The organism is Ciceribacter sp. L1K23 (assembly GCF_018122705.1).
Classification (GTDB): Bacteria; Pseudomonadota; Alphaproteobacteria; order Rhizobiales; family Rhizobiaceae; genus Allorhizobium.
Genome location: NZ_JAGRRC010000001.1, coordinates 2,688,428 through 2,702,645, shown reverse-complemented (window position 1 = coordinate 2,702,645; position 14,218 = coordinate 2,688,428). Strand labels below are relative to the sequence as shown.

The window sequence follows — 14,218 nt, the reverse complement described above, 5'->3', positions numbered from 1 at the left end:
GATGCCGCCACCAGCTACCAGGAGAGCCAGACCTATACCGTGCTCAGCGCCGCCGGCGGCATTACCGGCGACTTCGCCGACCTGCTCGGCGATTCCGCCTTTCTCGACGTCTCCTCCGCGATCTCCGGCAATGACGTGCTGCTGACCGTCGTCGTCGATCCGGATGACGATGATGGAGACGGGGATGGAGATGGTGACGGAGACGGTGACGGAGACGGTGACGGGGACGGTGATGGTGATGGTGATGGTGATGGGGATGGAGACGGCGACGGGGATGGCGATGGCGACGGGGACGGCGATGGCGGCACCTTCGTCACCGTCGCGCAGACCGGCAACGAACAGGCGGTCGCCCGGGCGCTCGACAGCCTGGAGCAATCCGGTCCGTCGCTTTCCCTCTACAACAGCCTTCTCCTGATGAATGCCGAGAATGCCCGCAAGACCTTCCGCCAGCTCTCCGGCGAGGTGCATTCCTCGACCACGCCGCTGCTGACGACCGGCACGCAGGCGATCAACGGCATGCTCAACACCCGCATGCGCGGCCTCTCCGGCGGTTCGGTCGAGCAGTCGGCGGGCGCGGCGACGGCTTACGGGCCGGAGGAGACCAATGCGGCGGCCGAGCGCTTCTCAGCCTTCGACGGCGGGACAGGGTTCGATGCCGGCCGCTTCGGCTTCTGGGCCAGCGGCTTCGGCGCGCGCGGCAGCATCGACGGCTCCGGCGGCACCGCCGGCAGCGACATCCACTCCGGCGGCACGCTGATCGGTCTCGACGGCATGGCCGGCGACTGGCTGGTCGGCCTCTATGGCGGCTATTCCAGCGCCTCGGTCGGCACGGAGACGGAGACGGCGTCGAGCGACAATTATCATCTCGGCCTCTATGGTAGCCGCGACTTCGGCCCCCTCTCCGTCCGCTCGGGCGTGAGCTATACGTTCTCCGGCATCGACACGGTGCGCAACGTCACCATGCTCGGGCAAAAACTGGAGGCCAACTACGATGCCGGCACGCTCAATCTCTTCGGCGAACTCGGCTACCGCATGGCGGCGGGCGGGGTGGAACTCGAACCCTTCGTCAACCTCTCGCATTCGCGCATCCGCACCGACGGCTTCACCGAGACCGGCGGCACCGCGGCGCTCACCGTATCGGGCCAGAGCGACGACGTGACCTTCACCACGCTTGGCGTCAGGGCCGCGAGCGGCTTCGATCTCGGCGGGGCCACGACCGTGGCGCGCGGCATGATCGGCTGGCAGCATGCCTTCGGCGATACCGCCACCACCTCCACCGCCCGGTTCGCCACCGGCGACAGCTTCACCATCGCCAATACGCCGATCGACAGCGATGCGCTGGTGATCGAGGCCGGTCTCGACTTCGCGCTCTCGCCCGCCGCCACCCTCGGCATCGGCTACAACGGCCGCTTCGGCGACACCGCCCGCGAGCACACCGCAACCGCAAAGGTCAGGATCGCATTCTGAGGGCGGGTGCGGTCGGTGTTGCGGGCGGCGACAATCGGCAAGTCCTAGCCGATCCAATCTTCCAGCACCCGGCGGATCGCGCGGTCGGCGGGTTCCTCGCGGGTGAACGCCCACCAGGTGTAGGCGCCCTGCCAGAGGCTTGCCATCTGCCAGCCGAGGCGTCGGCCCTCCTGCGGATCCGCTGACAGCCGGCGGCCGAGGGCTTCGGCGAGGCGGTGGCCCCAGGCGGCGCCGCGGGCGCGCAGTTTCGGATTGCGGATATCCTCGCGCAGCAATAGCAGGCCGTCGGTGGTGTCGCGCTCGGCCTGTTCGGGCGGCATCAGGCGCAGCAGCAGGTCGACGGCACCCTGGCGGGTCTCGGCCTCCTCGACATCCGCCCGCTCGGTCTCTTCATCCAGCCGGTCCCAGGCGCGCAGCAGGATCGCCTCCACCAGCGCCTCGCGGTCACCGTAGCGCTGCACCAGCGTGGCGGGGGCGAGCCCGCCCGCTTTGGCGGCGCGGGAGAAGGTGAGCCCGGCGGGGCCTGTTTCCATGATCGTTTCCAGCAGCAGGTCGAGCAGCGTCTCGTCGGATATCGTCTTGTGTCTGGCCATGAAATATATAAACGTACATTCGTTTATGAATCAAGGGAGCGCCATGATGGCCCGCATTCTCGGATATATCGCCGCCAGTTTGGACGGATTAATCGCCGCTGAGGACGACACTCTCGACTGGCTGTTCCAATATGACGGCATGGATCTCGGCGAGCACGACTATCGCCTGTTCATCCAGCGCATCCGCACCGTGGTGATGGGGCGCGGCACCTATGATTTCCTGGCCCGCGACCCCTCCCCCTGGCCCTATGGCGCGCAGCGCTGCATCGTCGTTACCTCGCGGCCGATCGACGACCCGAAGGGTCCGCTTGAAACCCGAAGCGATGTCGATGCGCTGATCGGCGAGCTTCGCGGGCTCGATGACGGCGATGTCTGGATGCTGGGCGGTGGGGCCTTGCAGATGGCCTTTCTCGAGCGCGGGGCCCTGGACGAGCTCGAGATCTACGTGATCCCGGAAATGCTGGGCGGCGGGCGCCCGCTCTTTCCGCTGACCGGCTTTCGCGCCAGCCCGACGCTCTTGAGCGCCAAGGCGCTCGACCGGGGCTGCGTGCGGTTGCACTACAGCTTCGCCCCGGCGTCGGAAGGGTCCGGATGACGGGCGGGCGGGGCGTCAATCTACGCTTTCCGGTTGCAAGGCAGGAACAAAACGACTGTCGGATCGTTTGTGCAGCACTCAAACCGAGGGAGTTACGATGAAGACGCTTTCCGAACTGTTCGAACATACGCTGAAGGATGTGTACTGGGCCGAAAACGCGCTGACCAAGGCCATGCCGAAGGTGGCGAGCGCGGCGAAGGACAAGAAGCTCAAGGATGCGATCGAGGGGCATCTGAAGGAGACCAAGGACCAGGTCAAGATTCTGGAAAAGGTCTTCGCCACGATCAACGTGAAGCCCGAGGGCGCCAAGTGCGACGCCACAGAGGGGCTGATCAAGGAAACCGAAGGCATCGCCGAGGAGGCCGAAGGTGTCGCGCTCAACGCCGGCCTGCTGGCGGCAGCCCAGGCTGTCGAGCACTACGAGATCGCCCGCTACGGTTCGCTGCGCGAATGGGCAAAGGTGCTCGGCAACGAGGAGGCGCATGTCCTGCTGTCCGAAATCCTCGACCAGGAGAAGGCGGCGAACTCCAAGCTGACATCGCTCGCCGTCAACGACATCAACAAGAAGTAGCCGGAGCACGTCCGGCGTCGCCGCTCCCACCCCGCCGGCCCCATGCCGTCGGGGTGGGCGGTCGGTCACGGTCCGGGCCCGGAGGGAGCCCAGCGAATGACATCCGAGCCCGCACCGGCCACCGAAACGCCCGCGCCGCAGGGCACATCGCGGCTGCAGAAATACATCGGCTTCATTCTCCTGCTTCTGATCGTCTACGGACTTTACCTCGGGCGGGAATTTCTCACTCCCATCGTGCTGTCCTTCCTGATTTCGCTGACGTTGACCCCCATCGTCCGCTTTCTCGGGAAATACGCCATTCCGCCGGCGCTTTCGGCCACGGTACTTGTGATTTCGATCACCGCCTCCATCACGGTCATGGGCTATCTCGTCAGCGGGCCGGTGTCGGAGCTTCTCGCCGATGCGCCCCGGATCACCGAGCGGCTGAAGGTCAAGATCCACACGCTGCAAGCCACGGTCGAGCAGGCGGTGCAGGCCACCCAGGAGATCGACAAGGCGACGGAGGCGATCAGCGAACGGGGCGTGCAGAAGGTGGTGGTGGCACAGCCCGGCATCCTGTCGATCGCCGCCGGCACCGCACTCTCGATCGTCACGACGCTCGCCATCACCTTCGTGCTGTCGCTTTTCCTGCTCGCCTCGGGACCACTGTTCTACGAGAAGATCGTCCAAAGCGTGCCGCGGCTCAGCGACAAGAAACGCGTGCTGCGCGCCGCCTATACCGTCGAACAGGTGGTTTCCCGCTATCTCTTCACCATCACGCTGATCAATATCGGGCTCGGCGTCGTGGTCGGCCTCGGCCTCTGGCTGATCGGGATACCGAACGCGTTCGTCTGGGGCGTGGCGGCCGCACTCCTCAACTACCTTCCCTATGTGGGCGCGCTGATCAACATCGTGCTCGTCGCGATGATCTCTTTCGCCACCTATGACAGCCTGCTCGTCGGCCTCGCCGGTCCTGCCTTCGTGCTCTGTTGCAATGTCATCGAGGGCCAGTTCGTCACGCCGCTGCTGCTCGGCCGAAGACTGGAGCTCAACACCGTCGCGGTGTTCATCTCCATCTCGTTCTGGTCGTGGATCTGGGGCTTCATCGGCGCGCTGCTGGCCGTGCCGATCCTCGTCGTCATCAAGGTGATCTGCGACCACTTCGACAGCCTCGCCGCCTTCGGCAACTTCCTCGCCGCCCAGCAACCGGCGCCGAGCCCGGAGGAGCGGCAGGAAGCACGCGGGACGCCATAGACACTGCGTTCATCGCGGGCGCGTTGTGGGGCGGACCGCGATTGCCTATATCGCGGCTACGAAGTGCCGCAACGGCACGCCCTGAAACCTTGTCGCGGTGATATCCCATGAAAAAGATAGGCTTTCTCTCCTTCGGCCACTGGTCGCCCTCGCCGCAGTCGGGCACGCGTTCGGCGGGCGATGCTCTGCTGCAGTCGATCGACCTTGCGGTCGCGGCCGAGGAGCTGGGGGCGGACGGGGCGTATTTCCGGGTGCATCATTTCGCCCGCCAGCTCGCCTCGCCCTTCCCGCTGCTGTCGGCGGTCGGTGCAAAGACCTCGACCATCGAAATCGGCACGGCTGTGATCGACATGCGCTACGAAAACCCGCTCTACATGGCCGAAGACGCGGGTGCGGCGGACCTGATCTCGAAGGGGCGGCTGCAGCTCGGGCTCTCGCGCGGCTCGCCGGAGCAGGTGATCGACGGCTGGCGCTACTTCGGCTACGCGCCGGAGGAAGGCCAGAGCGATGCAGACATGGGCAGGCGCCATGCCGAGGTGTTCCTCGACGTCCTGAAGGGCGAAGGTTTCGCCCGGCCGAACCCGCGGCCGATGTTTCCGAACCCGCCCGGCCCGCTGCGCCTCGAACCGCATTCGGACGGGTTGCGCGAGCGTATCTGGTGGGGTTCCGGCTCGGACGCCACGGCCCGCTGGGCGGCCAAGATGGGCATGAACCTGCAATCCTCGACTCTGAAGGACGACGAGACGGGCGAGCCCTTCCACGTGCAGCAGGCGAAGCAGATCCGCGCCTATCGCGAGGCCTGGGCGGAAGCCGGGCACATGCGGGCGCCCCGCGTCTCCGTCAGCCGCTCGATCTTCGCGATCGTCAACGACATGGACCGCGCCTATTTCAGCCAGTCCAAGGACCAGGATTCGATCGGCTATATCGACGAGAACACCCGCGCCATCTTCGGCCGCTCTTATGCCGCAGAACCCGACCGGCTGATCGAGGAGCTGCGCGGCGACGAGGCGATCGCGGAGGCCGACACGCTGCTCTTGACCGTCCCGAACCAGCTCGGCGTCGCCTACAACGCCCATGTGATCGAGGCGATCCTGAAACACGTGGCACCGGCGCTCGGCTGGCGCTGAGGGCTGAGACGGCGGGTTAGCTGGAAAGGGCCGGACGCGGGAACGCCTCCGGCCCTTCTCAATATCACAGGACGAAATCGCCCTTCACTAGGTCGATCGTGCCTTCGAGCTTGATCGAGAAGTCGGCCTTCTTGTCGCCGTCGTCATCAGCATAGACGAATGTGTCGCCGCTCTTGTGGACGTAGCGAAGCTCGCCCGCCCTGCCGGAAAAGGACTTCTCGCCGATGAAGGAGAATGTCTGGTTTTCATATGCCTTTGTATTGGCATCAATTCTCTCCAGATCGATCAAGTCGCCTTCGGAGTGCTTGAAGTCGTAGATCGTGTCGCGGCCTTTGGCGTCAACCGTCGAGTCAGCGGTAGAGGAATAGACGAAGACATCCTGCCCGGTCCCTCCGTGGAGCGCGTCGGCACCATGGTAGCCGTAGAGCCGATCGTTGCCCGCGTCGCCATAGAGCTTATCGTTACTGCCGGCATAGATGCTGAGTATGTCGCCGAAGAGCCAATCGTTCCCGCTGCCGCCTTTCAACGTGTCGGCACCGTTCTCACCCGACAGTCTGTCATTGCCGGTTCCGCCCAGCAGGGTGTCGTTGCCGAAGCCTCCGAGCAGGTGGTCATTGCCCGCGCCGCCCGACAGCGTGTCATTGCCGGTACCGCCGCCGTCCAGCGTGTTGTCGCCGCTGTTGCCGGTTATGACGTTGTTGAGGACGTTGCCGGTGCCGTCGATATCGTCGGTGCCCGTCAGCACCAGGTTCTCGACATTGGCGGTCAGCCTATAGCTGCGACTTGCCCGCACGGTGTCGGTGCCTTCGCCCGAGGCTTCGGCCACCGTATCGCTCCCGTTATCGACATAATAGGTGTCGTTGCCCGTTCCGCCCCACATCGTGTCGGCGCCGGCCTTGCCATCCAGCACGTCGTTGCCGGCCATGCCGCGCAGGTAGTTATTGGCGCTATTGCCCGTCAGGGTATTGTTGAGCGAATTGCCCGTGCCCGATAGTTTGGAGGTGCCCGTCAGGACGAGCTTCTCGATATTGGCGCCGAGCGTGAAACTGACAGACGCGCTGACCGTATCGGTGCCCTGGCTGGCGGCTTCGGTGACGACGTCATTCGTGTTGTCGACATAGTATTTGTCGTTTCCGGTGCCGCCGATCATGAGGTCGGCGCCAGCCCCACCGTTCAGCGTATCGTCGCCGGCATAGCCGTAGATGGTCTCGGCGAAGGCCGTTCCCGTCAGGGTGTTGGCGGCGCTCGTTCCCTTGATGTCCGCGGCGTAATAGCGCTGGTAGACGCCGGAGCCGTCGCCGTCCTGGCCCGCCGAGCTCCAGGTGACAATCCAGCTGCCGTTCGGCAGCGCCGTGACCCAGCTTTTGAACTGTTCGTCCGCCGTCGTCACGTTGACCAGCGTTTCCGTGCCGATCGCCACGCCGTTGGCGCCGTAGCGCTGCATATAGATGCCCTGGCCCGAGCCGTCCTGCTCCCAGGAGGTCCAGGTCACCACCCAGCCGCCATCGGCAAGCCCCGCGACGGAGGGATCGATCTGGCCGTTCGCGGTGGTGGTGTTGATCCGGGTCTCGGAGCCGACGAGGGAGCCATTGGCCGCGTAACGCTGCTGATAGATGCCGTAGTCGTCGCCGTCCTGGGTGTCGGAGCTCCAGGTGACGACCCAGCCGCCGTCGGCAAGCCCCGTCACCGCCCGGACCGTCTGGGCGCTCGACAGGGTGGTGTTGACGCGCGTCTCGGAGCCGTATTCGGTGCCGTCCGCATTGAAGCGCTGCTGGTAGACGTCGTAGTCGATCCCGTCCTGGTTGGTGCTCCAGGCCACGACCCAGCCACCATCCTCGAGCGCCGTGACGACCGGGTTCATCTGCCAACCGGCCGAGGTCGTGTTGACCTGGACTTCGGCGCCCTGGAGACTGCCGTCGGCATTGTAGGCCTGCTGGAAGATGCCGTAGCCGTCGCCGTCCTGGTCATAGGTGTGCCAGGTGACGACCCAGCCGCCATCGGCAAGCGCCGCGATCGCGGGTGCGGCCTGCGTGCCTGCTGTCTCGGTGTTGACCTGCTCTTCGCTGTCCACGGCGACGCCGGAGGAATTGTAGCGCTGTTGAAAGATGCCGCTGCCATCGCCGTCCTGACCATCGGAAACCCAGGAGGTCACCCAGCCGCCATCGGTCAGCGCGGTGACGGTGGCGCTGCTCTGGGCGCCGGTCGTGGTCGAATTGACAAGCACTTCCCCGCCAGTGGCCACGCCCGCGGCGGTGTAGCGCTGCTGGTAGATGCCGGTGTCGGACCCGTCCTGCCCATCGGACGTCCAGGTCACCACCCAGCCGCCGCCCGAAAGCGCCGTGACGGTGGCACCGTATTGTTCACCGGTGGTGGTGGAATTGACTCGTGTCTCCGCCGCGGCTGTGGCTCCGATCGACATGCAGGATCTCCCTTTTCTGACGTCCTGTTCCTGGGCATGATCGACGGGCATTCGAAAAAGCTGCTGCCACGGATATCAGGCCGCGCCGGCGTCCTGACCATGCATCATGCATGTCCTTGAGCGATCGGGGCCATTACTAGGACACAAAAAGTAAAAATAGCTGGAATCGAAATCCGACATTTTATCCAAAGCAATGATTGCGTCGGGAATTACGTCTTAATCTACTTATGAAGCATAACAATGCGATGGTTGTTTTAGAAAAGACAAAAATTCAGCTTCACTCCCAAATATAGACAGCACAACGTCAATAATTCCCAAGAATACTTGAAAATCAGGATGCTGGCCTCTCCTGCCAACGGGGCCTCATCCACGCGAAGCGCCCGACGGCTGGCAGCGGGATGCCACGCGCGCACCTCAAAATGCGGCATCGGCCACTTTTGGGGACAATTGTGACTTGTCCGGCAAAGCGACGCTCCCGGACGAAAGACGGGTGTGTCAAAGCCGCCCGTCGTCGATGTGCGCTACAGTCCGGGGCAGACGAAAAAGGGGTATTGGCGCGCCGGGCTGGCCTTTCGCCAGCCCTGCTCCAGCTTCGCATGTATTAGTGACATATAAAGCCACACCAAACCCGCGAGAGCCCAACGTGTCGACCGCAGCAGCCACAGCCTCCACGCCGCAGTTCCTCGAAATCATCGCCTTCAAGATCAACGACCAGTCGTTCTGCGTGAAGACGCGGTCGATCCGCGAAATCCGCGGCTGGGCGCCGGCGACCCCGATCCCGCATTCGCCCTACGAGATGCTTGGTGTCATCAACCTGCGCGGCAAGGTGATCCCGATCATCGATCTCTCGGTCAAGCTCGGCATGTCGGGCACGCAGGCCAGCGAACGCAGCGCCATCATCGTCACCGATGTCAACGACATGACGCTCGGCCTTCTCGTCGAGGGCGTGTCGGACATCCTGACGGTGCCGGCCGACAGCCTGCAGCCGGTGCCGCAGAGCGCCGGTCAGGCGACCAATTTCACCGAGGGCCTGCTTGCCCACCAGGGCAACATGATCTGCTTCCTGAACCTCGAAGAACTCTTCGCCTCCGGCAACAGCTACGCCACCGGCGGCGGCGGCGGCGGCGGCGGTGGTGGCGGAGCCGACGGCTGGCAGGAGTTCTGAGGCGACACCTCGAACGCAAAACGGACGATCCAGGGGTCGGGTGCGATATCGCTCCCGACCCCTTTTTCCGTGCGCTACAAGATGAAATCGCCCTTCACGAGGTCGATGTTCGCGTCGATGCGGATCGCGAAGTCGGATTTCTTGTCACCGTTGACGTCGCCGTAGACATAGGTGTCGCCGCCGGAATGGACGGTGCGGAGTTCGCCTGCCTTGCCGGAGTAGGACTTCTCGCCGATGAAGGAGAAAGCCTGGTTGCCGGAAGACCTGGTCGAGGCGTCGATGGCGGAGAGATCGACGCGGTCGCCCTGCGACTGGCTGAAGTCGTAGATCATGTCGCGAGCGGAAGACGAGACGGTGCTGTCTGCGAGCGCCGTGAAGACGAAGCGGTCGGCACCGGTACCGCCGTAGAGCTTGTCGGCCCCTGCCCCGCCGTAAAGCTTGTCGTTGCCCTCCATGCCCTTCAGGGTGTCGTTTCCGTCCAGTCCCTTCAACGTGTTGGCGATGATGCTGCCGGTGATGACGTTGGCAAGGGCGTTGCCGGTTCCGTCAATGCCGGCGGACGCCAGTGTTCTCGGAGCGCTGCTTATGACGGTTTTCAAGACAAGGTTCTCGACATTGGCGCCCAGCGTGTAGCTGATCCTGGCTTCGACCGTGTCGGTGCCCTGGCCGGAGAGTTCAACCACAACGTCGCCGGCATCGTCGACGTAAAAACGGTCATGACCGGTGCCGCCCTCCATGCGGTCGGCGCCGCTGCCACCGTCGAGGATGTCGTTGCCGGCATAGCCGCGCAGCGTGTCGTTGTCCGCACCGCCATAAAAGGTCTCACCGCCTGCCCCGCCATAGAGGCGGTCATTGCCGCCGCCGCCATAGACCTCTCCAGCGATGGTGCCGGAGCGGCCGTCATAGAGGTCGTTGCCATAGGAAAAGTCGAGATGCCCGATGATGCGGCCCGTGTTGGTGATCTCCTCGATCGCCGTGGTGTTGTTGCCCCACAAGGCGAAGTCGGCCTCGATCACGCCGCTGTTGGCGATCACCAGCTTTTCGGTGCTGTCGTTGGCCCGGTAAATGCCGACGCCGTCGGACCGGATTTTCCCGGCATTGATCAATGTTGAACTGGTGGAGCCGCCTTCGCCGCCGAAGGTGATGCCGATCGTCTGACCCACGACCATCCCCTCATTGACCACTTTGGAGGAGGTGCCGCTCAGGACTATGCCCGTATAGGAGCCATAGACCAGCGCAGTCTCGTGAACGTTGACCCTTTGCCAGTAGTCATTCGTCTGCGAATCCCCGAGCGAGATACCAGCGTAGACGCCGACCGCATTGCCGTAAAGTTCAACGACATGGTAGGAGCCGGTACCGCCAATCGCGCTATCGCCAATGCTGGTGCCGTTCGAGCCTAGAGTGACACCGGCCATGACGATGGCCGAGTCCGATGTCCCGAGGTTTGCCCGGACGCCCGTGCCGACCGAGTTGGTGGTGATGATCTGCAGTGCCATATAAGTATGCTCCCTGTCGCTGAAATGCGGCGGGAGGCAGAACACAGTTCGGCGGCGGACGGGAGGGGCGAAGGCCGAAACGGCAGGATCGGCATAACAGTTAGCGGACGCGCATAACTTTTAGCCGTGACATATGCCGCGTCGGGCCGTCGGACGGTTGCGGATGCTACAGCACGAAATCGCCCTTCACCAGATCGATCCGCCCGGCGAGCAGGATGGCGAAGTCGGCGGTGCCGTTGCCGTCGACATCGCCCTCAACGACGGTGTTGGCGCCGGCGAACTTGTAGCGGAGCTCTCCCTCGTCGCCGGAGAAGGCCGACTTGCCGATGAAGGAAAACGCCTGGTTGCCGCCGGTACCGGTCTGGGCGTCGATGGCGGAAAGGTGGATCTTGTCGCCCTGGGAATGGCTGAAGTCGAAGATCGTGTCGCGGCCGGAGGAGGCAACGGTGCTGTCACCGACGGCGGTGAAGATGAACTGGTCGGCGCTCGTTCCGCCGTAGAGCTTGTCAGCGCCGGTGCCGCCGGTGAGTTTGTCGGTGCCCGTTCCGCCTTCCAACTGATCATTGCCGGTGCCGCCGAGAAGCGTGTCGTTGCCGGAGAGGCCCTTCAGAGTGTTGTTGCCGGTGTTGCCGGTGATGGTATTGGCGAGGCTGTTGCCGGTGCCGTTGATATTGCTGGCGCCAGCGAGGATCAGGTTCTCGACATTGGCTCCGAGTGTGTAGGCGATCGTGGATTCAACCGTGTCTGTGCCCTGGCCGGAGGCCTCGACCACCACGTCGCCGGCATCGTCGACATAGAACTTGTCGTTGCCCGCACCGCCCTCCATGCGGTCGGCGCCCGCTCCGCCATCGAGCGTGTCGTTGCCGGCATACCCCTTCAGCGTGTCGGCATCGTTGCCACCATAGAAGGTGTCGTTGTCGATGCCGCCATAGATCCGGTCGGCGCCGTCGCCGCCATAGACGGCGCCGGTCAGTCGGCCAGAGCGCCCATCGTAGAGATCGTCTCCTCCGAAGAGGTCGATTGTTCCATTCATCCGGCCCGTGTTCGTGATCTCGTCGACGGCCGTGGCGAAATTGCCGTAAAATGCGTAGGTCCCCGTGATGGACCCGCTGTTGTTGACTACCAGTTTTTCGGTCGAACCGCCTAGACGGTATAGCGCGTAAACGCCGTCAACTGTGATCGACCCAGTGTTTGTAATGGTGGATGTCGCGCTGTTATTGTTTCCTCCGGCCGCTATGCCATATGTGAGGCTGGAGATCGTGCCAGCATTGGTGATGGTCGTACCGTATGCCCCTATATAGACACCGATAAAGTCGCCGTGAACGAGCGCTCCCGAGTGAATGACAACCTCCTCACCATTGTCGGCCGCATAGTCGTTACCCATCTCGATCGCGGTGTCGGCGGCCACGACATTGCCGTAAATGTTCGCGCGCTGGAAGCTACCTGTGCCCGAGATCGCGGTGCTGTTCGTCGAACCGACGGTGACGCCTGCCATGACAAAAATGCTGTCCGTTGTGGTAAGGTCCGCCCGGATGCCGGTGCCGATGCTGTTACTCCCGAAAATCTGCAATGCCATGATCTATACTCCCCTTTTTTCGGCCGCGGCCTCATACAGTTAACGTTAAGTTAAGCATGAAGTCGCGGCATGCGGGAGTCTGTCGGGGAGCACAATCGGCTGCGGCGCGTGTGTCTGTACTCGGGGGCGCTGTTGCCTCTCAGAGCACGAAATCGCCCTTCACCAGATCGATACGGCCGGCGAGCAGGATGGCGAAGTCGGCGGTGCCGTTGCCGTCGACATCGCCCTCGACGATCGTGTTGGAGCCGGAGAACTTGTAGCGGAGCTCTCCCTCGTCGCGGGAAAACGCAGCCTTGCCGATGAAGGTGAAGGCCTGGTTGCCGGAGGCGGTGCTGTCGGCATCGATGGACGACAGGTGGATCTTGTCCTTCTGGGACCGGGAGAAGTCGTAAATCGTGTCCCGCCCGGCCGAGGCAACCGTGCTGTCGCCGAGGCTCGTGAAGATGAACTGGTCGGCGCTCGTTCCGCCGTAGAGCTTGTCGGTGCCTGTGCCGCCGACGAGTTTGTCCGCGCCGGAGCCGCCTTCGAGCCGGTCGTTGCCTGCCGCCCCTTTCAGCGTGTCGTTGCCCGAAAGGCCCTTCAGCGTGTTGTGGCCGCTGTTGCCTGTTATCGCGTTGGCGAGGCTGTTGCCGGTGCCGGAGAAATTGCCGGTGCCGGTGAGGATCAGGTTCTCGACGTGGTTGGTGAGCGTATAGCTGCGCGAGGCCCGAACGGTATCGGTGCCCTGGCCGGAGAGTTCGACCACCAGATCGCCGGCATTGTCCACCGTGTAGGTGTCGTTGCCGGTGCCTCCTTCCATGCGGTCGGCGCCGGCGCCGCCATTGAGCCGGTCATTGCCGGCATAGCCGCGCAGCGTGTCGTTTCCGGCCTCGCCGAGGAAGTTGTCATTGTCGACGCCGCCATAGAGGCGGTCATTGCCGTCGCCGCCATAGACATCGCCGGTCAGCCGCCCCGAGCGGCCGTCATAGAGATCGTTGCCGCCGTCGAGCCCGATATCGCCGGTTATCCGGCCCGTATTGGTGATCTCGTCGACAGAAGTCGAGATAATGGAATAATACGCGACGGCGGACGCTTCGATCCGGCCGCTGTTGACGAGCACCAGTTTTTCGTCCGACGAATATCGTACAATCCCGTATGCCGCCTTGATCGTTCCGGTATTGGTGACGGTCGTGGTCGATGACGTGCCTATCCCGCTGAGCCACATGCCGTAGGTGCCGCCACTGATCGTTCCCGCATTGTCGATGCTGGAGTTCCGGCTGAATATCCGTATTGCGGCATCGACGCCATGGACGATGGCGCCGGAATGGACCTCGATCCCTTGCCCGGAATCGACGGACGCGTCGTCTCCCAGCACGATCGCATCGTCACCGCCGACCACTTGGCCGTAGATATCGGCGCGGTGGCCGCTGCCGATGCCCAGTACGGCGATATCGTTGGTCGAGCCGACGACGACGCCGCTTGCGACATACACGCTGTCCGTGGTTCCGAGAGCGGCGCGCACGCCGGTGCCGATGGTATTCGCGCCAATGATCTGCAATGCCATGGTCATGTCCCCTGTCACTGGTTATCACTGACGGGAATTAAACCACAGGTTCGCGTCAAACGCGAGTGAAGTCGGTTGTTGGCCCTGCCGGACGAGCTTCACTTTTTCTCACGTGCTTGGGAGCGAAGCCGCAGCGCGCGGGTGCTGTCAGAGCACCGTTTCCCAGCGCTGCTGGGCCTCCCCGGCCGTCAGCGACAGGTGGATGTGTGCGTCGACATGGTCGACCCAGTTCAGCGGAATGGCGTGGTCGCGATCGTCGGGGCTGTCGGCGCGCATTAGCCGGATGCGATTATCGCCCTCGATCCGGTCGACGGTGCCGACGGGCAGGCCATCGGCGCCGACGACCTTCATGCGTATCCTGATCCGCTCCGCCGATAACATGGCCTTCTCCCGCGTGTGATATGGCGGGAGAAGAACGGCGGACACGGGAATG

The 14,218-nt window shown here is 63.7% G+C and carries 12 protein-coding genes; 6 read left to right on the top strand and 6 right to left on the bottom strand.

Features of this window, described 5'->3' with window-relative positions; all coding sequences use genetic code 11:
- Positions 1–1,467: autotransporter domain-containing protein (locus tag J5J10_RS13015; RefSeq protein ID WP_211930206.1), on the top strand; the 1,467-nt coding region annotated here is incomplete at its 5' end.
- A 44-nt stretch (positions 1,468–1,511) separates the two neighbouring features.
- Here the strand turns inward: J5J10_RS13015 and J5J10_RS13010 are convergent.
- Positions 1,512–2,060 (bottom strand): TetR/AcrR family transcriptional regulator, encoded by a 549-nt coding sequence (locus J5J10_RS13010; RefSeq protein WP_211930205.1) that lies wholly within the window; start codon positions 2,058–2,060, stop codon positions 1,512–1,514.
- A gap of 46 nt (positions 2,061–2,106) precedes the next feature.
- Here J5J10_RS13010 and J5J10_RS13005 point away from each other — a divergent pair, with 46 nt between their 5' ends.
- The 4 genes from J5J10_RS13005 to J5J10_RS12990 all read left to right on the top strand — a co-directional run bounded on the left by J5J10_RS13005 (position 2,107) and on the right by J5J10_RS12990 (position 5,586).
- Complete coding sequence (locus J5J10_RS13005; protein WP_211930204.1) at positions 2,107–2,655, top strand: dihydrofolate reductase family protein; 549 nt, start codon at positions 2,107–2,109, stop codon at positions 2,653–2,655.
- 97 nt (positions 2,656–2,752) lie between these two features.
- On the top strand, positions 2,753–3,226 hold the full coding sequence (locus J5J10_RS13000; protein ID WP_208554509.1) for a DUF892 family protein: 474 nt from the start codon (positions 2,753–2,755) through the stop codon (positions 3,224–3,226).
- A gap of 96 nt (positions 3,227–3,322) precedes the next feature.
- Positions 3,323–4,459, top strand: a complete 1,137-nt coding sequence (locus J5J10_RS12995; RefSeq protein ID WP_211930203.1) for an AI-2E family transporter — start codon at positions 3,323–3,325, stop codon at positions 4,457–4,459.
- Between the two features lie 107 nt (positions 4,460–4,566).
- Complete coding sequence (locus J5J10_RS12990) at positions 4,567–5,586, top strand: LLM class flavin-dependent oxidoreductase (protein WP_211930202.1); 1,020 nt, start codon at positions 4,567–4,569, stop codon at positions 5,584–5,586.
- 64 nt (positions 5,587–5,650) lie between these two features.
- Here J5J10_RS12990 and J5J10_RS12985 read toward each other — a convergent pair whose 3' ends face one another.
- Positions 5,651–8,005: a calcium-binding protein gene (locus J5J10_RS12985; RefSeq protein ID WP_211930201.1), complete on the bottom strand. Its 2,355-nt coding sequence runs from the start codon at positions 8,003–8,005 to the stop codon at positions 5,651–5,653.
- A gap of 643 nt (positions 8,006–8,648) precedes the next feature.
- Between J5J10_RS12985 and J5J10_RS12980 the strand changes: the two genes are divergently transcribed.
- Positions 8,649–9,170: a chemotaxis protein CheW gene (locus tag J5J10_RS12980; protein WP_349252067.1), complete on the top strand. Its 522-nt coding sequence runs from the start codon at positions 8,649–8,651 to the stop codon at positions 9,168–9,170.
- Positions 9,171–9,244: 74 nt separating this feature from the next.
- On the opposite strand, the gene J5J10_RS12975 is transcribed toward J5J10_RS12980, so the two are convergent.
- The 4 genes from J5J10_RS12975 to J5J10_RS12960 form a co-directional block, all read right to left on the bottom strand.
- A complete protein-coding gene (locus tag J5J10_RS12975) occupies positions 9,245–10,666 on the bottom strand; it encodes a calcium-binding protein (protein ID WP_211930199.1) in 1,422 nt (473 codons plus the stop codon).
- A gap of 166 nt (positions 10,667–10,832) precedes the next feature.
- A complete protein-coding gene (locus J5J10_RS12970; RefSeq protein WP_211930198.1) occupies positions 10,833–12,242 on the bottom strand; it encodes a calcium-binding protein in 1,410 nt (469 codons plus the stop codon).
- 139 nt (positions 12,243–12,381) lie between these two features.
- Positions 12,382–13,785, bottom strand: coding sequence for a calcium-binding protein (locus J5J10_RS12965; RefSeq protein ID WP_211930197.1), 1,404 nt, complete (start codon positions 13,783–13,785; stop codon positions 12,382–12,384).
- Between the two features lie 147 nt (positions 13,786–13,932).
- Positions 13,933–14,166 (bottom strand): DUF2171 domain-containing protein, encoded by a 234-nt coding sequence (locus J5J10_RS12960; RefSeq protein WP_211930196.1) that lies wholly within the window; start codon positions 14,164–14,166, stop codon positions 13,933–13,935.
- Positions 14,167–14,218 lie beyond the last annotated feature (52 nt).